Raw genomic sequence first — 23,186 nt, forward strand, 5'->3', positions numbered from 1 at the left:
GTCAGGCGGTTCACCCTGCCCGTATAGTCCTGAACTGCCCGCCTGCGCGCGCAGATGCACGCGCAGGAGAACGTGCAGGAGAACGTGCCGACGTCTGCATCGACGGCGGCACGTCGTCTGCCAGGACCTGGAGGTCGAGATGTCGCACTTTCACAACGGGATGCGGGCCGATCTGATCGAGGCGGAGTGGAAGAAGTCCGCCCGTAGCAACTCGCAGGGGCAGTGCGTCGAGATGGCGGCGCTGGCGGACGGTCAGGTGGCCATGCGCAACTCGCGCTTCCCCACCGGGCCGGCCCTGATCTACACGCGCGGTGAGATCGAGGCGATGATCCTGGGCGCCAAGGACGGCGACTTCGACCATCTCCTGGGCTGAACCTCGGGGCGGCCCCGTCCCCTCAGGTGAGCGCAGGTGAAGTTCTGGCGGGTGGCCTCGGGCACGACCGGGTTCAGGGATGAGCCGGTCTCGGCAGGAACCGTGAGCGCAGGGTGGAGAGCGTGGCAAGCATTGCGTACTCCGTGCTCGCGGCGTCCGGCGAGGCGGTGCCTCGGGCCATCCGCTCACGCAGGAAGGCGAGCTCGCTCCCGAGCTCCTGGAAGTCACGCATCGCCCGGCGGGACTCGGTGCCGCCGGTGCGCATCGCCCAGCCCCGCGCCTCTCGGCGGGCGGGCAGCGACGCCAGCATCGCCACCTCGGCCTGGGTGAGCCAGCCGGTGCGCCCGTAGATGTCCAGGTGCTGGGCCACCAGCTTGCCCTCGCGCCGGCGGGCCATCAGGGCCAGGGCGATGAAGGCCAGGAAGACGGGCATCTGCAGCACCACGTAGGCCGAGGCGAAGCCGGCCAGCCCCGAAGAGGCCGACCAGTTCCAGGCGCCGTGCAGCAGCACGGCCACCAGATAGCCGGCCACCGGGGCGAGCAGCCGCAGCAACGGCGACCGGCTGCGCACCGCCACCCCGATGCCCACCCCGATCGCCGCCGTGAACAGTGGGTGCGCGAACGGGGAGACCACGCAGCGCAGCAGGAAGACGAACACCGTGCCGCCGCTGCCGGTGTCGGCCAGGGTTCGGCCCAGGTAGAGCACGTTCTCCACGTAGGCGAAGCCGATGCCCGCCATCCCGGCGTAGACGATGCCGTCGACCACCCCGTCGAACTCGCGCCGGCGCATGAGGAGGATCAACAGCACGGCCGCGCCCTTGAGGGCCTCCTCCACCACCGGCGCCACGAACACCGCCGCATGGGTGAGGTCCCCGCCCGCGTTGTTGATCGCGATCAGCGAGGCCGTGTTGATCACCAGGGCGCCGAACGTGGACACGCCCGCCCCCCAGGCGAAGGCCAGGGCCAGCAGGGGCGGCGGCTCCGCCTCGTAGCGGTCCAGCCAGAGGAAGGCCGAGACCACCGGGAACACCGGCACCGCGGCCAGCACCGAACCGGTGATCAGGCCGGGCAGGCCGGTCTCCCGGGTGATCGCGGTGAGGCTGAGCAGGGCCGAGCCGACCAGCACCACGACCACCGCCACCCACAGGATGGTGGTGCGGAAGCGTGGGCGCCGCGGGGCCACCATCGGCGTGTCGGCGGGGACGCCGGCGGGCCGGGCGGGCTGGTACGGGGACGGCGAGCTCACGGCACCAGACTTTAGTGGCGCCCGGTACCCGGCGGTTCATCCAGAGCCGACGAACGCCTCGAAGCGTAGAGTACCGGCCGTGACATCGGAGAACAGCGAACGTTCGCAGGACCGCATCGTCTGGATCGACTGCGAGATGACCGGCCTCGACCTGGGGAAGGACGCCCTCATCGAGGTCGCGGCGCTGGTCACCGATTCCCAGCTGAACATCCTCGGTGAGGGGGTGGACGTGGTGATCCGCCCGCCCGAGGGCGTGGTCGACACGATGGTGGAGGTGGTGCGCACCATGCACACCAGCTCGGGCCTGCTCGCGGAGCTGGACAACGGCGTGACCATGCAGGAAGCCCAGGCGATGGTGCTGGAGTACGTGAAGAAGTGGGTGCCCGACGCCCGCAAGGCCCCGCTGGCCGGGAACTCGGTCGGCACCGACCGCGCCTTCCTGGTGCGGGACATGCCGGAGCTGGAGCAGCACCTGCACTACCGGATCGTGGACGTCTCCTCGATCAAGGAGCTCGCCCGCCGTTGGTACCCCCGGGTGTACTTCGCGTCCCCGGCCAAGAACGGCGGTCACCGAGCTCTGGCCGACATCCGCGAGAGCATCGAAGAGCTGAAGTACTACCGCGAGGTCCTCTTCGTGCCCCAGCCCGGCCCGGACAGCGAGACCGCCCGCGCGGCCGCCAAGAAGTACGTCCTGCCCCCCTCCTGACCTGCTGGGCTCCCCTGCGTGCCGGCTGTGCCGGCCGTCACGCGGGGGAGCCGGGAACCGATTTCGTGCTTCGGCCCGGTGGCTGCTAATGTTTTCAACGCAGCAAGGGGCCGCAAGGCACCGAGCAGCCGAGGGTCATTAGCTCAATTGGCAGAGCAGCTGACTCTTAATCAGCGGGTTCGGGGTTCAAGTCCCTGATGGCCCACCTCCGGCGCAGGCCAGGACCACATCGGTCCTGGCCTGTTCTGCGTCTCTCGGCACTTACTCAGCACTTACTCGTGATGGGTGTCCTTGCCCGTCACGAGCTTGTGTCGGCTCCTGCGCCGAAGGGTGTCACTTGATCATGGAGTGGCCCGACTCCCGGGACGTCCATGTACGACATCGGTACCGGACGGAAAGTCCGGTCGCCCTGCCGGCCTGACTGACTCTCCCCTTAGAGGAACTGAGCGTTGGTCGCGTGGGTGTCGGGGGACGGACGGCGCGGGACTAGAGGGCGCGCCACCTCAGCCCGGCCGAGCAACTCTTGATTCTCAACCGTCATCCGGTTTCACCCATCTGGCCCAATCTCATGGGTTAGGTTCCCTCGGATAACACGGGAGAGGAGACGCTGTGCCCAAGCGGTCGAAATCGTTTTGGTGGGCCATAGGCCTGGGGGTTAGCTTCGGTGTGCTGATGATCGTCGACCCCGTAGAAGGCACCGACAATCGTTGGGTGACCGGCATCGGAAGTGGTGCCCTCTTTGGTGCCTTCTGCTACGGCGTGGGGCGAGTTGGGCACTTCTTGACGAGGGCCATTGGTGTCTACGTGGGTAACGAGAATGTGGCAAGCACGACAGCTTTTTCGGTCACAGAGCTACACCCCCTGATCAAGGTCTCAGGGGAGAGATTGTGGGCACAGGGTCACTGGCGTGCTGCTGTCGACGAGGCGGCCCGCAACGTCAATCATCACTTGCAGCAACGTATGGGCATCGCGTGGGAGAGTGAACGTGCTCTTGTAGAGATGGCTTTCAGCAAGAAGGATCCCGAACCGTCCCAGCCGCGCCTGCGCCCGCCGGGTAACCGCGGCCTGAACACCTACAACAATCGCCTGGAGGGGATGCGATCTCTCGGAGTCGCATGCTTCGCTGGCATTCGCAATCCAAGCGCTCACGAGGCCCAGCTGAATTGGGACCGCGCTTACTGCTTCCACCTGCTGTGCGCGCTGTCCCTCTTCGCCACGTGGCTTGACGAATGCGTGGTGGACTACAGGTAGGTCGAGCGTCACCACAAAGGCAGAACGCCCAAGCCAAAGTTAGGTGGCCGGGGCGTTCTGCACTGCGTGGGTCTGGACTACGGCTCCAGTTCGGGGAACATCTCTTCAAGCACTTCTGCCGTCTGGCGGTCGGTCAGTCGCCGGCCCAGGTAGCGGTCTTGGGTCATGCTCACCTTGGCGTGCCCGAGCTGATCGCTGATCTTCCGGGTCGAGACGTTGGCGTCATCCAGGAAGCTCGCCACGGTCTTCCTCAGGGTGTGGCTGACCATGCCCTCCATCTCTAGCTTGTCCCGGACCTGGCGCCAAACCCGGCGCACGTTCGTCGGATCACGCCACGCACCCAGGCTGTCGGGAAAGACCGGCTCGACGTCGTCCCTGATCCGCTCTCGCCGGTCCTTGAGCATGACCACGGCCCAGTCGGGCAGCGGGATGGTTCGTTCGCCCTTCTCGCCGCTCTTGGTCGAGGGCAGCCGCAGAAGGCCGTGACCGCGACGGCGGATCAGGCGCCAGGCCACATCGACGGTGCCGGCCTCAAGGTCCACCTCGGTCCAGCCAATAGCCAGCGTTTCGCCGATCCGGCACCCGGTGGCCAGCATCATCAGCGTGAGGTCCGGAAGGTCCCAGCGGCTGGCGATCTCGTTCTCCCGGACTGCCTTCAACCAGATCCGCCGTTCGGAGGCGGTGAGCGCCTTGGGTCGGCGCTTCGGCTTGCTTTCGATCCGACCGACCTCTCGCACCGGATTCGACGTCACAGCGCCATTGCGGGCAGCGTGGCGCATGATCCCCGAAATCACGATCTTGGACGAACGAGCGCGGCTTGCAGATTTCTTCCGGATGGTGACCAGGGCGCGGTCGACGACCGGGGTAGTTACCTCCTGAAGCCGGAGTGAGCCCAAAGCCGGTTCGACGTGTGTGCCGTAGATGTATCGGTAGGTGTCGAGCGTTCCGGGACTACGCTCACCCGCATCCACGAGCCGTTCCAGCTCGACGAACCAGAGTTCGGCCGCTTTGCTGAACGGCGAGGCCGGCCCGAGCTGACCAGCACTGATCGGCGTCTGCCGCTCCGCCAACGCTTCCTTGAGCGCACGTTCGGCTGCGGTCCGGCTCTTGCCCGCTCGGCTCACCGGCCTACGCACGCCGTCGAGGTCGCGGAAGTAGGTGCTGGCAACGAAACTCGGGCCCACCTTGCGGGTCGAAATTTTCCCGTAGGTGCCCAGGGGCAACGAGGGACGCGCCATCAGGCCACCTCCGTCCCTATGCCGTTGACCCACGCCACGACGTCCTCAGGCACGTAACGCAGGTACTTGCCCACTTTCCGGGCCGGAGGTCCACCGCCCTGCGACCGCCAGGAGTAGAGCGTCTGCACTGGGACCTGGAGGTACTCGGAGACGTCCGCAACGCTCCACAGAGGTGCGATCCGACGAGGCTGACTATTGGTGGCGTTCATGCCGCACCTTCCATGGTGTTGTGCTGTAGGGGTTTTGGTGGTCGTCCGTCTTTGGCCGCCTCATAGGCAGAGCGCCAGGTTTGGCGTTGGCTGATCGCGTGCAGCAGTCGCGTTGAGAGCGGCGGCAGTTCGTTCGGGTTGACCGGCTCCCACACATACCGGTCGGCGGTCTTGTCGCCGCGGGTGGCGTCGGCGCTGTCGGGGTCGACGCCGAGCAGGGCCAGGACGAAGGCCCGTCGTTCGTGGCGGTGGTCGGTGAGGGTCTTGCCCGACCACTTGCGGGAGACCAGGACGCGCCGGCCTCCGTAGCCGAGGTGTTCGCGGCGGTGGGCTTTGGCCTTGCAGGAGCCGGGGATGAGGCCGGGGCGGGCGTCTTTGGGTTGGATGCCGTAGCGCAGCCAGTTCGCGCAGTGTGGGGAGCAGGGTTCGTAGCGCAGGGCGTGGACGAGGCGGTCGATGTGCGCCTTGACGGCCGGGTTCTCGTTCTCGCCGTGTGCCGTACCCATGGATTTGGTCAGGTACTTGGCCAGGTAGCCCACGCGCCGGTCGGCGTCCGGGGAGCCGGCCAGCAGGCCCTGGATGTCTGCCTGGATACCGAAGCGGACCACGTGCTGGGGTTCGAGGTCGTCATCGGCGTCGAGGTCGTCGAGGGCTTCGTCCCAGGTGGGCAGGACGGCTGCTGTGGTGGGGTCGAGGTAGCCGACTGACTCGCTGGCAGGGTTGCCGGCCAGGTCAGGTGCGTCCGCGTCTTCGTCCCAGACGGGCAGTTCGTCTTCGCGGACGTAGACCGGCGTGTTCGCCTGTGGCCACCAGACCTGGTGGTAGGTGGCGGCGATGACCTGGCGGACCATCTTACGCGGGATGGTGCCCCGGATCGCGATATGCGCGTGCGGGGCCAAGCGCTTCTGGGGTTCGACGGTGGCGAAGTACTGCACGTCATACCCGGCCACGCGTCGCAGGTTCTGCACCAGCCGATCGAGCAGCTTGGGGAAGTGGATCGCATCCCGAGCGGCCCGGCGGTAGTCATACCTGGCCGGATCGAGAGGCACCCCGTTGCCGTCGACGCGCCCATAGCCCGGCAGGGTGACCGTGACGAACATGGACGGCCGGTAGACCTTCCCATCGTTGCCAGGGAACGTCTGTCCCACCGTGGTTTTCGCCATCGTGCGCTTGGGCAGATCGGGCGCGTCCTGGCGGCGGCGAGTTGAGCGCTTCCGGCGGGTGGTCTCGGAGGGTTCGCGTTCGAGTGGTCCGCGCACGCCCAGCTCGGCCAACTCGGCGTCAATGACTTCTAGCGTCTCTGACGCGGCCTCAGCTACGCCGAGGTCGCCGCGGGCGAGGAAGTCGTCCCGGACGGCGGTGACGTCGGCGCGGGCTGCGACCAGGTCTTGCTGGGCGGAGGTGGAGAGGTCTTCTTCGGGGATGGGGTCGGATTCGGCGTGCCAGCCGGCTCGGCATTGGTGCATGCGTAGTCGGCGGGCGCGTTGGGCGCAGGTCGGGCACTTGGATTCAAGGGTTGCCCCGCAGGGGACGTCGACCAGGGTGACTTCGCCGGTGAGGGTGTCGGTGACCCGCTGGGTGATCGGTCGGACGCAGACGCCGTTGGCGATGGCGACGTCTTCGGCGACGTGGAGGGCGACGGGCATGCGGGCGCGTTCGGCGCGGCTGTTGCGGGTCAGGTTCGAGATCGAGGCTGCGGCCGGCTGCATGGGGTTGCCCAGGTTGGCCGAGGCTGTGGGAACGGGGGTGGTGGTCATCGGCGTCCCTTCAGTCGAGGGTGGAGCCAGCCCGGTGGGTGAGCGATGCGGGGCGCGGGTCGGCGATGTGGCGCAGGGCGTGGACCCGGATGGCGTCGACGGCCTGCGGCTGGGGTGCGGTGTCGTCCCAGTCGCAGGAGGTGCACTGCACTCTCACTGGCCGATCTGTTAGCGAGATGGGGGCCAGGGAGAACGTGACGCCGACATCCGTGACGATCGAGCCAACCGGAGGGACGACGGCCCAGCCTTCCGGCCACACCGCCGGGGTAGGTGATTCAGGCAGGAGGAGGTCATCGGCCGGGTCGGTCTCGTCGGTGGCGGACTCGTTGTGGTCGGGGTTCGTAGGGCTGTGGAAGCGGGACCACCAGGCGGGCGCCGGGCTGGTCTGCCCGGTCGGGTTCTGGTCGTGGCTGGGTTCTGGCATGGCCGTTCCAGGGGTGGCCGGGTTCTCGCTCACGCGTCGTCACCTTCCCCGGTGGTCCAGAAGCGGAAGGGGTAGGACTCATCCGGGCCGGTCTCCCGGCCGGCGGTCGGGTCGGTGGTCGGTGTGTCGGGTAGCGGCGTCCAGTCGCTGTTCTCGGGTGCTGGCCACTGTGAGGCCATGTCGACGATGTCGGTGTCGGACAGGTAGGAGAAGCGGACCCGGACCGGTTCCAGGGCTCCTTCGACGCGGACGTAGGCGATGCCGGGCAAGCTGGCCGGGATCACATGACACGCCGCCCCGCGTTCCAGCGCTCCTTCACCGAGGACCATGTCGACGTGTGCGTCCTCAGCCAGCCGCAACGCGATGCGGTAGGTGAACAGGTCCCGGAACGGCAGCACCTCCTTACGCGGATCCTGCAACGCCGCCAGAACGCTGTAACCGACGGCCCGTCCCTGAGACAGCAGAACCTGCATCGCGCCAGCGACTTTCGCCTTGACGTCCTTGGGGGCGTAGGCGGTCAGGAACGCCAGCTCATCGATCACGATCACTTCCAGCGGATCAGCCTTGGACGGAGTGAAGACCCGTACCCCAGCGTCTTTCAGACGGCGCTTGCGGTCGTTCATGTCCGCCACCGCCCGCTCCAGCAGGGCAAGCATGGCGTCGAGGTCTTCATCGGCGTACTCGGCGAACAGCGCCCGGCCGGGGAACAGCTCCATCCCACCCTTCGGATCCACCCCGCGAAGGCGGACCGTGCCATCAGCAACGGCCGGAGCCAGCGCCCGCACCGTCGACCACAACGCCGAGCCCTTCCCAGACCCGGATGCGCCGGCCAGCAGGACGTGCCGGCCGTTCAGCCACAGACAGAACACCTCACCGTCCTCACCCAGAGCCACAGGCAGGGCATCCAGCACCGGGACCGGCGCAGGTTCCAGCGGTGCGACCAAGTGGCGCAACGGGTCCTTGGCGTAGAACAGCACCCGCACCCGACCCGGAGCGTCCTCAATCACACTGCACCGGTGAGCTGCGTACACATGCCGCAGGCCCTCAGCCCGAGCCGCCACATCGGCGGGTGTCTGGCCGTGCAGCAGGCGCAGGTGCAGCGTGTCGACCACCGCCGTGGACCGAACCCTCGTGACGGCCGGGACGTAGACCTCACGGTCCGGGGTGACGCGGGTCAGGCCGGTTCCGTCCATCGCCGGGTGCCAGCGCCGCTTGTACTTCGTCCACCACCGCCACACACCCCGCGTCGGCTGGGAGACGGCGACGTCGAAGGAGGTCGGCCATCGGTAGGCCCAGATCAGGCCCAGCGCGAGCCACCAGGTCAGGGCCGTCAGCGCCCACAACCCGCCCAGGCGGGACCAGATGACCAGCAGCACGAACGCGGGCAGGGACAGGCCCCAGTACGTGAACGCCTGCCGTAGCAGCCACCGCGAGGCCCGGGCCAGGTGCTTCCCCAGGAACAGCGGGACGGTGACCCACAGCGGGACGACGTAGCGCTGCCGGGTGGTGAGGCCGGTTCCGGCCAGGTCTTCCACCCGGGTGCCGTTGACCAGCATCAGAGGTTGCTCCCATCCGTGGACTCAGTCGCGGTGGTCGAGGTGGCCGTGTCGGTGGTGTCAGGCAGGTTCAGGTCTCGGCGCAGGTCGGCCACGACCTCGCGCAGCAGGACGAGGCGGTCGCTGTCGGGGATGTTCCGATCGGCGTCCAGTAGGACCGAGGCCCGGCCGATGGCGTGGCAGGTGGCGAACAGGTCGTCCAGGTGCCGTAGGTGTGCCTGGTGGGCGCCGCAGTCGTTGCCGCTCACAGGCCACCGCCGTTGGTGTGGTCGCTGTTGGTGAAGGAGATGAACCGGCCACCCTCACCCCGCAGCGGCAACGCGACCAGGTGCGCGCAGTCGGGGCACTGCCCGAAGTGCAGCCGCCCCACCGGGTGAACCTCGGCGCAGGTACGGCACGGCTTGGCCAACGGCCCACGACGCTTACTGCCAGTGCTGGAACGCATTTCAAACCTCAATCCTGGGGAACGTGTGCTGATGACGACGGGCGATGCCCGGAAGGGGCGCCCCGAACCCGGCGAGGGGGACGGGGCGCCACATCACCCGAGCGCGAGCACTTGGACTACGACGCCTGACGCTGCGCCCGAGCCGGGGCGCGGAAACCCGTTGCCCGGTAGGCGATAGCGACCCGTGGCTTGGCGCGGTTGGAGTCCAGGTAGGGGATCACCTGCAGCCCGTCGAACTCCGCCGGAGCCATCAGACCGGCCGGCGGTACCGGCTGGTGATCGGCCGGGATCTTGACCTTGATCTCGCGGCGTCCCTGCTGCGCGGTCGGGTCCAGGATGCTGACCGCCCACAGGCGCTGGCCGGTCTGCTTGTCCAGTTCCTGCGGGTCGACATTTCCCGCCTTGCGCTTGTCGAAGTCCTCCACGGCATCTACCGAAAGAACCATGATGGGCTGGGTGAACACGTCCTCGTGACGGACATTGATACGGCCCTCAACAGCCATTTCTTCGGCTCCCACTCTCGCCATTCAACCGCCCACACCCCACCGCCTCAATCAAGCGGTGCGAAGTGCTTTCCCTGCGGTGTCAGCCCGGTCTGAGCTGCGAGAACATCGTGAACCGCTCGACAAGCGCGAATCAACGCTTATGTAGGCGCTGCAATATCGACTTCACATTCTTTATGTGAGGTCAGCATGAAATTGAGAGCCGAGTATGTGGTGGTCGAATGGTGCATGAGATAGGGGTGCGGGAGGTGCGGAAAGGGGGTGGAATCGCCGTTACCATTTCTTGCATGGCTGAGCGGGGAACGTCAGCGGTCTACACGGCGCGTGGACAGGTGGACGGCGAGGACTGGCCGGCGGTTGCTGCCGCGCTGAACGAGCGGATGGCGGCACGCAGGGTCGGGCAGCAGGAACTTGCTCGGCTGTCGGGGATTTCGGTGTCGACGCTGCGGATGGTTCAGCATGGCGCGAGTCGCCGGGTGCAGAACAAGACGCTTGAGGCCATCGCGCGGGCACTGGACTGGCCCGAGGATCACCTGATTGGCATCCTCGTTTCGGCAGGTCAGGCGAGGCCGGCCCAGGGGCAGGTCGAGGACCAGGTGGTCACGGTGCTGAACCGCATCGAGCAGCAGTTGCAGCAGCTCGGCGACCGGTTGGCGCGCGTCGAGCAGCGCATCCAGGCTGAGGAGCCGGGATCAGCGCCACGCGCTTGAGCTGAGGCCAACCGGCGCGAACGTCACGAACATGACCCACGGCGTGAAGCCAGAAACCCGGACCGATGCCACCGCCGGCTCGGCCAGCAAGCACGCGCGGGCGGCCTCCCGTTGGTTCCTGGTGGGGTCGAGGAACACTGACACCGCGACCGGACCACCGGCCGCCGCGCGCGGCAGAGGCGACGTGTGGCGCACGACGATTCCATTGTCGCGCAGCAGGTTTACGAGCTGATCGACGTCAACAAGTAGTCTCCCCAAGAAGCCAGCCAAAACAACGGAGCCCGCGCGTGCTCTCCCCGTCAGGAGCACGCGCGGGCAGCCATGAATGGGTGCGTGCCGGCAGTCGCGTCCGGATCGACCGGCACGCACCCCGGCGCTCAACGTCCGGCCCGGCGGAGGGAATGACCAGAGCAGGACGAGCGCCGCCCCCGGACCGCTCAGCGGCCGGGAGTTTTCTGTCGGGGAATCATCACCCGCAGGACAACTTTCCTCATACGTCGCCCAGCTGGCGCCCCTTCCTGGCACCCCTCCGAGGGGCCACCTGCCCGCTCCTCACGCGGTTCGTGACCTGGCGCACGGGGTCGCGGCACATCGTCGATATTCACAGCTTCCCTCTCATCACATCGCTTGAGGCCGGCCTCTCCCGGGGACCCCCGATCGTCGACCCGGGAAAGGCCGGTGACATAAGCCTGATTCGTGGCGCTTACCTGCGGAAACGTGAGCGCTGACTATGCCGACCCGGCATGATCCGAGGCGAGCGGGGCATGCTGTAGCGGTTGCCGATCGCTTCCGGAGCGCCCGAGCGCTTGGAAACCGGCAACCGGGCCATACAGGGTTGACTTGGGCGCGATAACCTTCCGTCTACCGGTCGCAACGCAGCAGGTCGCCTCAGGTGGGAGGGTGAGTATGTCCGTCGAACCGGATTACGTGGTCTCGGAGCGCCTTCTTGCGCGGGAGGACTTCCAGCAGGCATGCCGCGCGCGGGACTTTAAGCGCATGTTCGAGCTGATGAAGCAGTGGGACATCGTCAGCCAGGACCGGCTTGCCGCTCCGGTCGAAGGACTTACCCAGTCGCGGGTCAGCCGCATCATGCGCGGGCACGAGCGTGTGACCACGGTCGGGCTGATGGAACGCATCAGCGACGGCCTGCACATCCCCGGCCGCTATCTGGGGTTCGCCCCCAGAGCTTGGGAAGTAGACAGCCCAGACGCCGTGACAGCGCCCACCCCCACGGCAGCTGTCCCAGCCACCTCCCATGGCGCGGCTGCTCTGCGTTCGCTGCCGGGGGAGCTGCGCGACCGGTCCATGACGCTCGACATCGACATCGATAAGGACGGCTGGTCCACACTCACCTACCGGTACGAGCTGCACAACGGCACAGACACACCGTTCACCAGCCTCAGCCGGGAACTGTGGTTCGAGCACATGGAGACACCGCTCAAGCTCGAAGCCCTTCCCACGGGCGACGACTCGCGCAACGTCATCATCGAGCGCAAGCACGAGACCGCGACCACGATCCGGTTTGCCTGCCGTCTGTTCCCTGCCCTTCCGGCCGGCGAGTCCACGGTTATCAGCTTCCAGGCCACAGGCGGCCGGTTCGTCTATGACCACTACTGGCGTCAGGGCGTCCCCCGCGCCACCGACCTGTTCACGATCAGGCTGCGGCACGCGGGCATCAAGTCCCTGTCGAAGTGCTCTGCAATCGAGGAGCGCCCGGACGGGTCCGAGGTCAGCGCCACCGAGAGCCTGACCTGGCGTCGCGACGAGGACGGCATCAACGTCGAACTCGTCCGCACCAACCTGAGGCCGAACCAGTCCGTCACCCTGCGATGGGACACCCCGCGTGACTAACCCCGCCAACCTGCCCGCCGGCGAAGCCACGGCCGAAGTTGCCGAACTCCGCGACGAGGTTGAGCAGGTCATCCGGGCATGGCACGCACACGAGGCCGGCCGAGGCGGTGAGGCCGTCATCGACTACGACTGCGCCCCCACCGACCAGCCCGCCACCCCGGCAGCAGGACGACTCGACGTCTACGATCAATTCACCCAGCTCAGCCACCGAGCCGCCGGACTCGGGGACCAGGCCGCCGACGTCAGCGACGTCATCCGAGCCCACCACGCTTACCTCGCCGCAGTGCTCGGGCACAGCACCCCCCTCGACCAGTACGTCTACGAGACCCAGGGCTGTAGTGCCGGCGGATGGACCGAGGATTACCTTGACGACGTCCGCGACCAGGCCGTCAAGGCCATCGGTGACCTGGGCATCCCTTGGGGAGCGGACCTGAACAAGCAGCTCAACGAGCTTGAGCAGCCAGTCACCAGTGACGAAGCTGCCGAACAGATCCCTGCCTTCGCCCGCAGCCTGGACCCTGCCCTACGCGAGCTGGTCGAGACCACCGCGCCCTATGACGTCACCGTCGAGGTCACAGACGTCGACGACTACTGGGCCTACTGGCTCGACGGCGCCGGCCCGAACGTGCGGCTGCGATTCAACCGCCGCAACGCCACCTTCACCCAGGTCCAGGTCCGCCAGTTCGCGATGCACGAGCTCCTGGGCCACGCGGTGCAGTTCGCCTCTTACGCGCAGGTCTGCACCACGACCAACGTGCCCTGGGTCCGGCTCCTGTCGGTCAACGCGCCGTACCAGGTGACGTTCGAAGGTCTCGCCCAGGCCATGCCCCTGTTCCTCGCGCCTGACGACCGCCAGGTGATCGCTCGTGTCCGGCTGACTCACTACCTACAGCTGGTCCGGGCCGAGCTGCACCAGGCCATCAACCAGGGCGTTTCCATTGCCGAATGCGCCGACCACGCTCGATCCCGAGTCCCGTTCTGGACCAGTGCAGGCATTGGTGACATGCTCACCGGCCGAGGCTCAAACCCGCTGTTGCGCTCCTACCTCTGGGCCTACCCGGCGGGGATCGACTGGTGGGTCAACCTCGCCGACAACGCCGACCCAGAGACACGGAAGCAGACCCTTCGTGCCGCCTACCAGCGACCCCTCACGCCGTCCCACCTCGCCGGCCTCTGGCCGCACGGCCCAAGTATCGGCGGACCCGGCGCCCCTGTTCGTCTACGGAAGCCTTCTCTTCCCTGACGTCGTCCAGGTCCTCATAGACCGCGACGCCACCAGGACGCCGGCCACCCTCGACGGATGGCAGGTCATCGCCCTACCCGACCAGCCGTACCCCACGATCATCACGGCCGATGGCGCCACAGCCACCGGGCAGCTCTTTACCGACCTCACCGTTGCCGAATGGCAAACCCTCGACGCCTTCGAGGCCCCCACCTACGCCCTCACCCGCGTGGAGACCAGCGCTGGCCCGGCCTACGTCTATGCCAGCCCGGCCAATCATGCCCTCACCCCAGGTGAGTGGGACGTCGAAGCCTTCGGCTCAGAACAATTGCCGAACTACCTCGACCGATGCAGAGCATGGCGGCAACGCTACGAAGCGCAGCAGTAGACCCCATCAGGCCGGGATGCCCCGCCGGGCATGCGGCACCTGCGGCACCGACCCGACGGGGCACCCGGCAGCTCGGCATCAGCAACCCTCGTGCACTGCCGAATTACTCTCTTCTGGATCAAGCACTCGTTACAAACGTGTCGTGGGCAGCCGCCAAGTTGTCCCGATCGGGCACGATGTTTGCACTCCCACTTCGAAAAACACCGGTAACGAGCGCTGCCGAAGCGGCCGTCAAGGCAAAAAAACATACGATGAATGGAAGAATCACGGGAACAAGACTCATCGGTCGTTCCGGACTCTGAATTGCGATGGCCCACAACCAAGACGAGAAGACACCTAGGGCGAGGCTCGCTCCCGCCGCGGACATAATCTCCAGAACCACGGCGGCCGCTGCCTTTCGCGGCGTTACTCCGATTATTTGAAGGTAATTATTGGCTGGTTGTCGATCATACGAAAGGGATACCAGTGAGACAAGCGTAGCTACCATAGACATAATAACCGCGAACGCGGCGCCCCATCTGAAAACATCTAAGATTGCGGAAAGTTCGCTGGCACCGCTCACTGTTGCGGTTCCACCCATTCGCACGTTTGTTACAGCGTCAGCCCCTACCAGTTGGTCGTACAGGCGATATGCCTGATCGACGGGAAGGGGGATCAGAACCGTCTGATCCGTTTCGCGAAGGCTTGCTTGGGTAGTTACATGCACAACGAAACCCGACAGCGTTTCCGCCCGCGGCCCCATCAGGCTAACGGGGGTTGCCTTGTACTTGGTAGGGGCTGACTGACCTTCATAAGTCACCCCAAAGAGTGTGCGTTTCGTGCATTCGATCTGGTCACCCGTTACTCGGCCAATCGTTTCACAGCGGCCCGACAACGTACCCATAATTTCAGAGTCGTTAGATGGCGCTCCGCTGACGACGTCATACCTGCGGAGGATGGAACGAACCTCTTCAGACGGCCGTCGTACTTCGACAACATTGTAGCCGTCGGCTGTATATGCTCGTTCGATTGCCGCAGGATCATCACCCAGAGCGTCAATAGTTGTTGCTCCTGCGGACAGAACAAAAAGACCCGAAATGAGCGCACCTAAAGCACGCGTGAGGGCACCAGACGGGCGCCTGAGCCTGCTCCCTACAAGTGACGCGACCGCGTCATCCAGTTGACTAATCTTCCTGCCCACACTGATGCAAAGAGGGGCGGTAACCAATAACAGCCCCACGAACGTTGCAATGCGTCCAGCCAGGATTAATGGCCATGCGGAGTCGCTGTGCCACCAAGTTGAGACAGCGCCGGCCGCTAGTCCAGCGACAAGAATTGCCCAACGCCAAGGTACGTGCCCCGGCGAAGTTCCCATACCTGATCGGATGCTATGTTGCATAACCGACTTGGCACCCCACCAAGACGCGCCGATAGCAGTGCACACGATCAGCGCGAATATGAGTGGCGCGGCATGCCAGGAGATTAGGAGGTCTCCGGGGAAGGGGGTCCAGGCAACGAACTGGGGGGTGATATTTGCAAATATGGGGCGCGCAAGCAGTAGTCCGAGTAAAGCGCCTATCCCTACGCCCATGGCTGACTCAAACATGAAGGCCTGTCGGAGGGTCCGGCTTGGCACCCCTATGACTGAAAGTAGGCCGAGCTGCCGCTCTCGGACGCGGGCGTTGATCTTGGTGCAGGCCGCAATTAAGAACCCTGACGGAAGCAGGGTAAAGAAGAGTGCGATAACTAAAAAGGTCACTCTGTCAAAGCGGAGGTAGCTGCTCAGATAGTCGATTTGTGGGTCAGATCCGAAAGTTTCGAACGTCGTTATGCCAGCAGTGCTCGATTTGCGGGGCAAGACACCAACAACAGATCGCAGCTCATCGCTACTCGTAAGGCCTGCCCGGGAAATTAGTCCGGAGACGTTGGGGAACCTCGTCGCGATTGCCATGTTGCTGTCGCGCAATTCACTCAAAGCGGGCGACAGGAAAACCTCGCCCGGCTGGGGAAATCGCGGCAATCCTGGAGGCACCTGCGGCGTTTCGCAGGTTGCTGACAGGAGCGTGTTGGTGTACTGATCTAGTCCAACGGGGTCATAACGGTAACTTCCCTGGATGCAGCCGGTTTTCTGGTAGGCACCTATTTCGCGGCTCTGACCTCGTTCGCCCACGCTCGTCAGGAAGCTAGCCAGCCCAAAGACACCGGACAGAGAGATAGCTATGGTTGCGCCTACGGTGAAGGTCAATAGACGTGTAACGAACCGTCCCCTACGGAAGAAGAGGGCACCTAGCGTGCTGGCGTTACCTAGTACTGCGAACTGCACGAGAGGTGTCTCCCAGATCAAGGCAGGCATCGGCGATATCTACGAGGGCAGGATCGTGGGTCGCGCAGATGACAGCCGCCCCTTTTTCGAGTGCGGCACGTAGAGCAACCAGTACTCTGTCCCGACTTACTGGATCCAATGATGCTGTTGGCTCATCTGCCAGAATCACTGGAGGCTGGTGTATTAGTGCTCGCGCAACTGAGGCTCTTTGAGCCTGGCCGCCTGAAATCTCATTTGGTTTCCTGTCGCGGCAATCATAAATAGACAACTCGTCCAGTGACTTTGCTGCCGCTTCATGAGCTGACTTTCTGGAATTTCCAGTTAGCTGAAACGGAAGCGCTACATTCTCCAATATCGTCAGCTCGGGCAGAAGCTCACCGCGCTGAAAAATGAACCCGCAATTTTTGAGCCGTAAGGACGCCCTCTGAGAAGCTGATGTTGAAAGTGCCTGGCCAGCAAGTTTAATCTCACCCGCCGACCGAAGAACCCCAGCCAGGCAGTATAGCAAAGTCGATTTTCCGATGCCCGAGCGCCCAACCACACAAGTTAGTGTGCCTGCATATGCGACAATGGAAACATCCTCGAACAGAACCTTTCCGTTGGGGTACGCGAACGTGAGCCCAGCTGCTGTGACCAACGGATCCACGTCCGCAAACCTCCATACGAATGGCGTGTAGCTACGAAGCGAGACTACCGGATCAGGGCGTGACCCAGCTGGAGCAGTTGTCCGGGTTCAAGGAGCCTTGATCGCGGCACGCCCGGAAGTTGTTAAGCGGGTTGACCTTTATCGAAGCCGTGTTGCCCTTGCCACTGGCAGTCTGAATGCGGTTGTTTCCGCTGCTGTTCCAGTTGGCGTACGCGGCGTCGCCTTCTGACTGAGTGTCCTCTACGTTAAGAGTCCTGCCGTACGTTCCTGAGTTCCAAGCCTTAGAACCAGTGGTGCTGACACTAGCGGCCTGAGCGATGCCACCTGACACGGTCAAGCACAGAAGCGTGACTCCGAGGACCTTAGACGCGCGAGATTTGGTTGCGGCCTTGACGCGAGACATGGATGTCCTTAGCTCGAGGATTAGCCTGACATTACTTAATGTCACGGGCTCCCAACGCTCAGAAGTAGATCACGCTCAGGGTGTTGGCAACCACGTGGCGTGGATCACCTCTTTTGCCCCCAATTCACCTCGCACTTCTCAGCACGGGCCGCGTCTGCACTCCGTGCAGGTGGGTGGCTTCCGTTGGCGGGGCGGGGCTGATTGCGAGCCTCTGGTGCGGGTCTCCCATGCCCACAGCGCCACCGGCAAGACCGGCCTGTACCCACCGCGACGCCACCACGGAGGTCGGTGCTATGGCATGCAGGCGGGCATGGTCTTTGGTCCCTTTTGCTGCGCGATGCCTTGGGAAGGTCCGCCCGGCTGCGCCAGCCGCTGGCCACCTGAGCGATGTCGGCCACGGGTTGGCCGGCCAGCTGTGCCGGTGTTGATCCAGCTCGAACTGGACCTGGCGTAGCCTGATCGGGCGCGAGCAGCGGATGCGCCGACAGGGTGGATTTACGGTGGATAAACAACCCGAGGCAGCTCCAGATGACGCCAACTGACGGTAGGGCCGTTGTAGCAAAACCCCAGCTCAGAGGCAGTAACCGCAAAGGTCCGGCGCGATCGTCGCAGAGTCAGCGGGTTCGGGGTTCAAGTCCCTGATGGCCCACCTCGAGAACTGGCCAGGACCAACAGGTCCTGGCCAGTTCTGCGTTTGCCGTCGAGACGGCCTGTGCCAGGCCGCCCAGGGCAGATCCGGGCCTCGCGCTCAGGCCGGACCCTCCGAGGGCCGGGCCGGATAATCTCGCTTTCGGGTCGAGACGTGTATCCGACACGATGATGGGCGTGACCGACGGCATCACATTGGCCCGCAGTTACTACCAGGACGTGGTGGCGCCGCTGCTGCGCGATCGTTGGCCGGGGCTGCCTCATGCGGGCGCCCGCCTGGGCAGCGGCTCTGACGTGCTGGGGCTGGACGATGAGACCTCCCGCGACCACGACTGGGGCCTGCGGCTGACGCTCCTGGTCGAGGGTGACCAGGTTCGGGCTGTCACCGACTACCTCGAGGAACGGCTTCCGGACACGTACCGGGGCCTGCCTACGCGCTTCGCCACCAGCTGGGACCCGGCAGTCCGGCAGCGGGCCGAGGTCGCCACCGCCGAGGCCTTCGTCGCCTCACGCCTCGGTCTGGATGCCTCCGGCACGATGACCAGCCTGGACTGGCTCTGCCTGACCGGCCAGTCGCTGCTGGAAGTCACCGCCGGACAGGTGTTCACCGACGACCTCGGCGTCCTCACCGGCCTGCGCCGGAAGCTGGCCTGGTACCCGGACGACGTGTGGTGCTACGTCGTCGCGGCGGACTGGATCCGTCTGGGGGTAGACCTGCCGGTGCTCGGACGTACTGGTCATCGAGGTGACGACCTCGGCAGCCGCGTCATCTGCGCCCGTATCGTCAATACGGCGATGCACCTGGCCTTCCTGCTCTCCCGGCGCTGGCCGCCGTATCCGAAGTGGCTCGGAACGATGTCGACCCAACTCCCCATGGCCGGCGATCTCGTGCCGGTGCTGACGGCAGCGCTCACGGCGCAGCGCTGGTCAGAACGCCAGGAGGCGGTGGCCCAGGCGCTGGCCGTCCTGCACCGGGCGCAACGCGGCGCTGGTCTGGCCACCAGCGAGGGCATCCCCACCGAGCTGTTGGTCGACCGACCGGTACTCGGCATCCGCGCACCCGTGCCGGACCTGCTCCTGCAAGCAGTCACAGACCCGCTCGTGCGAGCCCTGCCGCCGGGTGTGGGCTCGGTCGAGCAGTGGGTGGACAACGTCCGCGTGCTCATGAACGCGGACCATCGCGTTCAGACCGCCCGCTCGTACCTGATGGCCAGGGCCCAGCCGATCGGGTGAACCTAGACCACCAGGCGCTCGGCGAGCGACATCGCGTCGTACGGGGCGTGCACCTTGGCGTCGTTGTCGAAGTAGACGAACACGTCCCGGGCGGCGCGGCTGGGCGGCAGGGTCGTGATGGTGTTGGGGGTGCGGCGGATGCGGCCGGAATGCCACTGCCGCACGCGGTCTGCCCAGCGGTCCAGGCTTGCGGTGTCGTAACCGCTGACGTAGAGCTCCTCTTCGCCGTGCAGGCGCACGTAGACGAAGTCGGCGGTGACGTCTTCGAGGACGGGGAACTTGCCGGCTGAGTCGGCTATCACCAGAGCGACGTTGTGGTCTTGTAGCAGCTGCACGAGGTCGGCGTCGGCGAAGCTGGGGTGGCGCACCTCGAGGGCGTGGCGGATCGGGCGGTCGGCGTCGGGTTCCAGGAGTACCCGGTCCTCCTTCAGTTTGCCGTCGTGCCCTCGGGCGAGCCGGGCGGCCTGGGTGGTGCTGGTGGGCAGCTTGTCCAGGAAGGGGCCGAGGACGTCGCGCTCGTAGGGCATCGTGGGCGGCAACTGCCAGAGCATCGGGCCGAGTTTCGGCCCGAGAGCGAGGACCCCGCTGGCCAGGAAGGTGGCCAGCGGGGTGTCGATGTCCTTCAGCCGTTTCATGTGGGTGATGAAACGGCTGCCCTTGAGCGTGAAGACGAAGTCGTCGGGGGTCTGGGCGGCCCACTGGCGGTAGCTGGACGGGCGCTGGAGCGAGTAGAACGACCCGTTGATCTCGATCGAGTTCAGGCGCTGGGCGGCGTATTCCAGTTCGCGGGCCTGGGTGAGGCCCTTCGGGTAGAACGTGCCTCGCCAGGGCGGGTAGCGCCACCCCGAGATGCCGATCCGGACGTCAGCCATGCCTCAGGCTAGGGCCGGGTGGCATCCGGTGCAGGACGACGTCCCGCAGTTCCCCGTCCTGGGCCACCGCGGTCAGGTAGGTGTGGTCGGGTTCCTTGCGGCGGTCGGTGGGGGAGCCGGGGTTGAGCAGTCGCAGGCCGTTGGGGGTGGTGGTGTCCCAGGGAATGTGGCTGTGGCCGAAGAGGAGGACGTCGGTGTCGGGGTAGGCCTTGTCGCAACGCTTCTCGCGGCCGTCCTTGGAGCCGGTCTCGTGGGTCATGGCGATGCGCACGCCCTCCACCTCCACGCGGGCCACCTCGGGCAGGCGTCGGCGCAGGCCGGGCCCGTCGTTGTTGCCCCACACCCCGACCACCTTGCGGGCCCGTCCCTCCAGCCGGTCGAGCAGCGATTCCAGCACCCAGTCGCCCGCGTGGAACACCACGTCGGCCTCCGCCACCGCCGTCCACACCTCGGCCGGCAGGTCGTGGCCGCGTTTGGGCAGATGGGTATCGGAGATGATCAGCAGCTTCTGAGACACGACCCGACGGTACGACACGCATACGAACCGGATTTCCTGGGCGGGTCCGGACCGCTCGGCTCAGGCGGTGCGGCGTCGGAAGAGCACCCCGGACAGGGCCACGCCGATCAGCAGCAGGCCACCGCTCCAGGCCAGGGCCAGGCCCGGGGCGGAGCCGACCTCGGTGCCGAGCAGGAACCCGCGCACGCTCTCCACCACCGGCGTCACCGGCTGGTTCTCGGCGAACGCGCGGAGCCAGCTGGGCATCGTGTCGATCGGTACGAAGGCGCTGCTGGCGTAGGGCAGGAACATCGGGACGAAGGTGAAACCGCTGGCCGCCTCCGGGGTCCTGGCGATCAGCCCGGCCACGGCAGAGAGCCAGGAGAGGGCCAGGACGAAGGCGAACAGGACGCCGGCGGCGGCCAGGGCGCGCAGCGGGGTGGTGTGCGGGCGGAAACCGATGGCGACGGCGACCCCGAGGACGACGGTGGTGGAGACCAGGTTGCGAACCAGGCTGGCAACCACGTGACTGCACAGGAACCAGCCGCCACCGACGTCCATCGATCTGAACCGGTCGATGATGCCGCTGCTCATGTCGTGGCTCACCGCACCCGCGGTGAGCGAGGCGCCGAAGGAGGCGCACAGCAGCAGCACGCCGGGCACCACGTAGGTCACGTACTCGGTGCCGGTCTGCACCGCGCCGCCGAAGAGGTAGACGAAGACCAGCATCAGCATGAGCGGCAGGACCAGCGACATCACCAGCGCCTCGGTGTTGCGCCGGGAGAGCCGCAGAGTACGGCCGGTCAGGCTGAGCGCGGTGGCTGCGGTCCCGGGACCGGTGGTGAGGGTCAGGTCAGACATGGCTGGGCTCCTCGTCGCGGATCGGTGCGCTGGTGGGGTGCCCGGTGAAGGCGAAGAACACGTCGTCCAGGTCCGGGCGGTGCAGTGAGAAGTGCCGGATCAGCGTGCGGTCGGGGTCGAGAAGGTCCAGCCGCCCGCGGATCCCGGCCGCGTCGTCGGTGATCGGGATGGTGAGAACCAGATTGAGGACGTCGGTGCTCGCCTCGGTCCCGGCTCGGGAAGTCAGGATGTCGAGGGCTTGGGCATCGGTCGGTGAGATGCGCAGCAGTTCCCCTCCGACCTGCCGCTTCAGCTCACCGGGGGTGCCCTCGACGACTTTGCGCCCCTGGTCCACGATCGCCACGCGGTCGGCCAGCCGATCGGCCTCCTCGAGGTACTGGGTGGTCAGGAACACCGTGGTCCCGCCCTCGGCGACCTCGGTGATCACCTGCCAGAGCTGTTCCCGGCTGCGCGGGTCCAGACCGGTCGTGGGCTCGTCGAGGAACATCACCGCGGGCCGGCGCAGCAGGCCGGCGGCCAGGTCGAGCCGGCGGCGCATACCTCCGGAGTATGTGACGACCTGCCGGTCGGCCGCCTCGGCGAGGTCGAGCTGGTCGAGCAGTTCACCGGCCCGCGACCGGGCCCGGCCACGGTCCAGCCCGGCCAGGGCGCCGAGCATGCGCAGGTTCTCCCGCCCGGTCTGCAGTTCGTCCAGAGCGGCGTACTGCCCGGTCAGGCTGATCGTCCGGCGCAGCTCCCGCCGCCGGCTCACCACGTCCAGGCCGTTCACGGTGGCGGTTCCCGCGTCGGGCGGGGTGAGGGTGGCGAGGATGCGTACGGCGGTCGTCTTACCGGCGCCGTTCGGCCCGAGCAGGGCGAAGATCGAGCCCGCGGCGACCTCGAGATCCAGGTCGCGCAGGACGGTGTGGCCGCCGTAGCGCTTGGTCAGGCCGCGGGTGGAGATCGCGTTCGCAGATCGGTGGTCTTGAGCGGTTCGGTTCACATCAGCCCCTGTTCTGTGTATGACCTAAACTGTGTAGAGCGTATACCTAACTGTCTAGGGTGTACACAGAAGACTTGGTGAGATGGTGGGGTCATGGCGGATGACGACCAGGCGGAGCTTCCGGTGTCCGCAGGAATCGCGGCCGTCTGGGGCATGCGGGAACGCCCGGTCAAGGGCCCGCGGCCTACGGTCGGGGTGACCGAGATCGTGGATGCGGCGGTACGCATCGCCGACACCGACGGGCTGGCGGCGGTGTCGATGAGCAAGGTGGCGGCCGAGGTAGGCGTCACCGCCATGGCGCTCTACCGGCACATCGGCAACAAGGACGAGTTGCTGGTCCTGATGCTCGACGCCGGGGTGGGCCCTCCGGCCGAGATGCCGCCCGAGGGGCAGGACTGGCGTGAGGGTCTCCAGAACTGGGCCACCGAAGTGCTCGCGACCTACCGCAGACGTCCCTGGGTGATGCGGATCCCGATCACCACCTTGCCGCCGCTGCCCAATCAGATGCTCTGGATGGAGAACGGGTTGCGTTGCCTGCGCGGCACCGGGCTCTCCGAGGGCGAGAAGCTGGCCTCGATCCTGCTGCTGAGCAACCTGATGCGGGGATACGGGCTGCTGGCGGCCGAGATCGGGGCGGGCGCCGTGCCTGCGGCGGCCACCTTCGCGGCAGTGGCCCGGCGGGTTCTCGACGACGAGCGGTTCCCCGCCCTGGCTCAGACCCTGACCAGTGGGGCGCTGGAGGCCGACGTGCCCGGGCCGGGGGAACCGCCGCCGGAGGCAGACCTGATCTGGTCAGAGATGCAGTTCGGCCTGGATCGGGTGCTGGACGGCATCAGCGCGATGATCGAACGGGCCTGACGCGCT

The 23,186-nt window shown here is 66.1% G+C and carries 25 protein-coding genes and 1 tRNA gene; 10 read left to right on the forward strand and 16 right to left on the reverse strand.

Annotation, left to right across the window (positions count from 1 at the left end; all coding sequences use genetic code 11):
- The first annotated feature begins 139 nt into the window (after positions 1 to 139).
- Positions 140 to 373 (forward strand): DUF397 domain-containing protein, encoded by a 234-nt coding sequence (locus tag QSK18_RS31510; RefSeq protein WP_232809013.1) that lies wholly within the window; start codon positions 140 to 142, stop codon positions 371 to 373.
- 73 nt (positions 374 to 446) lie between these two features.
- Here QSK18_RS31510 and QSK18_RS31515 read toward each other — a convergent pair whose 3' ends face one another.
- A complete protein-coding gene (locus QSK18_RS31515; RefSeq protein WP_285626695.1) occupies positions 447 to 1,619 on the reverse strand; it encodes a PrsW family intramembrane metalloprotease in 1,173 nt (390 codons plus the stop codon).
- 79 nt (positions 1,620 to 1,698) lie between these two features.
- On the opposite strand from QSK18_RS31515, the gene orn reads away from it, so the two are divergent.
- From orn to QSK18_RS31530, 3 genes are all read left to right on the forward strand, one after another.
- Positions 1,699 to 2,325, forward strand: coding sequence for an oligoribonuclease (orn, locus tag QSK18_RS31520; RefSeq protein WP_232809011.1), 627 nt, complete (start codon positions 1,699 to 1,701; stop codon positions 2,323 to 2,325).
- A gap of 132 nt (positions 2,326 to 2,457) precedes the next feature.
- A tRNA-Lys gene (locus tag QSK18_RS31525) sits at positions 2,458 to 2,530 on the forward strand.
- Between the two features lie 404 nt (positions 2,531 to 2,934).
- Entirely contained in the window at positions 2,935 to 3,576 is a 642-nt protein-coding gene (locus QSK18_RS31530; protein ID WP_232809010.1) for a TIGR02391 family protein, read from the forward strand.
- Positions 3,577 to 3,653: 77 nt separating this feature from the next.
- On the opposite strand, the gene QSK18_RS31535 is transcribed toward QSK18_RS31530, so the two are convergent.
- The 8 genes from QSK18_RS31535 to QSK18_RS31570 form a co-directional block, all read right to left on the reverse strand.
- Positions 3,654 to 4,814, reverse strand: coding sequence for a tyrosine-type recombinase/integrase (locus QSK18_RS31535; protein WP_232809009.1), 1,161 nt, complete (start codon positions 4,812 to 4,814; stop codon positions 3,654 to 3,656).
- A complete protein-coding gene (locus QSK18_RS31540; protein WP_232809008.1) occupies positions 4,814 to 5,023 on the reverse strand; it encodes a helix-turn-helix domain-containing protein in 210 nt (69 codons plus the stop codon). The genes QSK18_RS31535 and QSK18_RS31540 overlap by 1 nt, the downstream gene beginning before the upstream one ends.
- Entirely contained in the window at positions 5,020 to 6,780 is a 1,761-nt protein-coding gene (locus QSK18_RS31545) for a replication initiator (protein WP_232809007.1), read from the reverse strand. Before QSK18_RS31545 ends, QSK18_RS31540 begins: the two co-directional genes overlap by 4 nt.
- 10 nt (positions 6,781 to 6,790) lie before the next feature.
- A complete protein-coding gene (locus QSK18_RS31550; RefSeq protein WP_285626699.1) occupies positions 6,791 to 7,237 on the reverse strand; it encodes a hypothetical protein in 447 nt (148 codons plus the stop codon).
- Positions 7,234 to 8,760, reverse strand: a complete 1,527-nt coding sequence (locus QSK18_RS31555; RefSeq protein ID WP_232809005.1) for an FtsK/SpoIIIE domain-containing protein — start codon at positions 8,758 to 8,760, stop codon at positions 7,234 to 7,236. The genes QSK18_RS31550 and QSK18_RS31555 overlap by 4 nt, the downstream gene beginning before the upstream one ends.
- Complete coding sequence (locus QSK18_RS31560) at positions 8,760 to 9,008, reverse strand: hypothetical protein (RefSeq protein ID WP_232809004.1); 249 nt, start codon at positions 9,006 to 9,008, stop codon at positions 8,760 to 8,762. Before QSK18_RS31560 ends, QSK18_RS31555 begins: the two co-directional genes overlap by 1 nt.
- Positions 9,005 to 9,205, reverse strand: coding sequence for a hypothetical protein (locus QSK18_RS31565; protein ID WP_232809003.1), 201 nt, complete (start codon positions 9,203 to 9,205; stop codon positions 9,005 to 9,007). Before QSK18_RS31565 ends, QSK18_RS31560 begins: the two co-directional genes overlap by 4 nt.
- Positions 9,206 to 9,321: 116 nt before the next feature.
- A complete protein-coding gene (locus QSK18_RS31570) occupies positions 9,322 to 9,708 on the reverse strand; it encodes a hypothetical protein (protein ID WP_232809002.1) in 387 nt (128 codons plus the stop codon).
- A gap of 287 nt (positions 9,709 to 9,995) precedes the next feature.
- Here QSK18_RS31570 and QSK18_RS31575 point away from each other — a divergent pair, with 287 nt between their 5' ends.
- Positions 9,996 to 10,418: a helix-turn-helix domain-containing protein gene (locus tag QSK18_RS31575; RefSeq protein WP_232809001.1), complete on the forward strand. Its 423-nt coding sequence runs from the start codon at positions 9,996 to 9,998 to the stop codon at positions 10,416 to 10,418.
- Here QSK18_RS31575 and QSK18_RS31580 read toward each other — a convergent pair.
- Positions 10,401 to 10,676, reverse strand: a complete 276-nt coding sequence (locus tag QSK18_RS31580; protein ID WP_232809000.1) for a hypothetical protein — start codon at positions 10,674 to 10,676, stop codon at positions 10,401 to 10,403. The genes QSK18_RS31575 and QSK18_RS31580 overlap by 18 nt on opposite strands.
- Positions 10,677 to 11,324: 648 nt before the next feature.
- Here QSK18_RS31580 and QSK18_RS31585 point away from each other — a divergent pair.
- From QSK18_RS31585 to QSK18_RS36110, 3 genes are read left to right on the forward strand one after another with little or no spacing between them, the layout of a single operon-like run.
- Complete coding sequence (locus QSK18_RS31585; RefSeq protein WP_232808999.1) at positions 11,325 to 12,269, forward strand: hypothetical protein; 945 nt, start codon at positions 11,325 to 11,327, stop codon at positions 12,267 to 12,269.
- A complete protein-coding gene (locus tag QSK18_RS31590; protein WP_232808998.1) occupies positions 12,262 to 13,512 on the forward strand; it encodes a peptidase MATCAP family protein in 1,251 nt (416 codons plus the stop codon). The genes QSK18_RS31585 and QSK18_RS31590 overlap by 8 nt, the downstream gene beginning before the upstream one ends.
- Entirely contained in the window at positions 13,397 to 13,879 is a 483-nt protein-coding gene (locus QSK18_RS36110; RefSeq protein WP_232808997.1) for a gamma-glutamylcyclotransferase family protein, read from the forward strand. The genes QSK18_RS31590 and QSK18_RS36110 overlap by 116 nt, the downstream gene beginning before the upstream one ends.
- Positions 13,880 to 13,997: 118 nt before the next feature.
- Here the strand turns inward: QSK18_RS36110 and QSK18_RS31595 are convergent, their stop codons facing one another.
- Positions 13,998 to 16,211 (reverse strand): FtsX-like permease family protein, encoded by a 2,214-nt coding sequence (locus QSK18_RS31595; RefSeq protein ID WP_232808996.1) that lies wholly within the window; start codon positions 16,209 to 16,211, stop codon positions 13,998 to 14,000.
- Entirely contained in the window at positions 16,159 to 16,827 is a 669-nt protein-coding gene (locus QSK18_RS36115) for an ABC transporter ATP-binding protein (protein WP_352396696.1), read from the reverse strand. Before QSK18_RS36115 ends, QSK18_RS31595 begins: the two co-directional genes overlap by 53 nt.
- 1,222 nt (positions 16,828 to 18,049) lie before the next feature.
- Here QSK18_RS36115 and QSK18_RS31600 point away from each other — a divergent pair.
- Positions 18,050 to 19,111 (forward strand): DUF4037 domain-containing protein, encoded by a 1,062-nt coding sequence (locus QSK18_RS31600; protein WP_352396697.1) that lies wholly within the window; start codon positions 18,050 to 18,052, stop codon positions 19,109 to 19,111.
- 2 nt (positions 19,112 to 19,113) lie between these two features.
- On the opposite strand, the gene QSK18_RS31605 is transcribed toward QSK18_RS31600, so the two are convergent.
- The 4 genes from QSK18_RS31605 to QSK18_RS31620 are packed head-to-tail and all read right to left on the reverse strand — an operon-like array spanning position 19,114 to position 22,322.
- Entirely contained in the window at positions 19,114 to 19,983 is an 870-nt protein-coding gene (locus QSK18_RS31605; protein WP_285626708.1) for a DUF72 domain-containing protein, read from the reverse strand.
- Entirely contained in the window at positions 19,976 to 20,500 is a 525-nt protein-coding gene (locus tag QSK18_RS31610; RefSeq protein WP_232808993.1) for a metallophosphoesterase family protein, read from the reverse strand. The genes QSK18_RS31605 and QSK18_RS31610 overlap by 8 nt, the downstream gene beginning before the upstream one ends.
- Before the next feature lie 60 nt (positions 20,501 to 20,560).
- Complete coding sequence (locus QSK18_RS31615; RefSeq protein WP_232808992.1) at positions 20,561 to 21,340, reverse strand: ABC transporter permease; 780 nt, start codon at positions 21,338 to 21,340, stop codon at positions 20,561 to 20,563.
- Positions 21,333 to 22,322, reverse strand: a complete 990-nt coding sequence (locus tag QSK18_RS31620) for an ATP-binding cassette domain-containing protein (RefSeq protein WP_285626711.1) — start codon at positions 22,320 to 22,322, stop codon at positions 21,333 to 21,335. The genes QSK18_RS31615 and QSK18_RS31620 overlap by 8 nt, the downstream gene beginning before the upstream one ends.
- Before the next feature lie 93 nt (positions 22,323 to 22,415).
- On the opposite strand from QSK18_RS31620, the gene QSK18_RS31625 reads away from it, so the two are divergent.
- Positions 22,416 to 23,180 carry a TetR/AcrR family transcriptional regulator gene (locus tag QSK18_RS31625; RefSeq protein WP_232808990.1) on the forward strand — a complete coding sequence of 255 codons (765 nt, stop codon included), beginning with the start codon at positions 22,416 to 22,418 and terminating at the stop codon, positions 23,178 to 23,180.
- Positions 23,181 to 23,186: the final 6 nt, after the last annotated feature.

It is taken from the genome of Kineosporia sp. NBRC 101677, assembly GCF_030269265.1.
GTDB classification, from domain to species: Bacteria; Actinomycetota; Actinomycetes; order Actinomycetales; family Kineosporiaceae; genus Kineosporia; species Kineosporia rhizophila.

Coding starts and splice junctions, on each gene's coding strand:
- QSK18_RS31510 (WP_232809013.1), top strand. CDS start 140: ATGTCGCACTTTCACAACGGGATGCGGGCCGATCTGATCGAGGCGGAG.
- QSK18_RS31535 (WP_232809009.1), bottom strand. CDS start 4,814: ATGGCGCGTCCCTCGTTGCCCCTGGGCACCTACGGGAAAATTTCGACC.
- QSK18_RS31540 (WP_232809008.1), bottom strand. CDS start 5,023: ATGAACGCCACCAATAGTCAGCCTCGTCGGATCGCACCTCTGTGGAGC.
- QSK18_RS31545 (WP_232809007.1), bottom strand. CDS start 6,780: ATGACCACCACCCCCGTTCCCACAGCCTCGGCCAACCTGGGCAACCCC.
- QSK18_RS31555 (WP_232809005.1), bottom strand. CDS start 8,760: ATGCTGGTCAACGGCACCCGGGTGGAAGACCTGGCCGGAACCGGCCTC.
- QSK18_RS31565 (WP_232809003.1), bottom strand. CDS start 9,205: ATGCGTTCCAGCACTGGCAGTAAGCGTCGTGGGCCGTTGGCCAAGCCG.
- QSK18_RS31570 (WP_232809002.1), bottom strand. CDS start 9,708: ATGGCTGTTGAGGGCCGTATCAATGTCCGTCACGAGGACGTGTTCACC.
- QSK18_RS31575 (WP_232809001.1), top strand. CDS start 9,996: ATGGCTGAGCGGGGAACGTCAGCGGTCTACACGGCGCGTGGACAGGTG.
- QSK18_RS31585 (WP_232808999.1), top strand. CDS start 11,325: ATGTCCGTCGAACCGGATTACGTGGTCTCGGAGCGCCTTCTTGCGCGG.
- QSK18_RS31595 (WP_232808996.1), bottom strand. CDS start 16,211: ATGCCTGCCTTGATCTGGGAGACACCTCTCGTGCAGTTCGCAGTACTA.
- QSK18_RS31600 (WP_352396697.1), top strand. CDS start 18,050: ATGGGCGTGACCGACGGCATCACATTGGCCCGCAGTTACTACCAGGAC.
- QSK18_RS31605 (WP_285626708.1), bottom strand. CDS start 19,983: ATGGCTGACGTCCGGATCGGCATCTCGGGGTGGCGCTACCCGCCCTGG.
- QSK18_RS31615 (WP_232808992.1), bottom strand. CDS start 21,340: ATGTCTGACCTGACCCTCACCACCGGTCCCGGGACCGCAGCCACCGCG.
- QSK18_RS31625 (WP_232808990.1), top strand. CDS start 22,416: ATGGCGGATGACGACCAGGCGGAGCTTCCGGTGTCCGCAGGAATCGCG.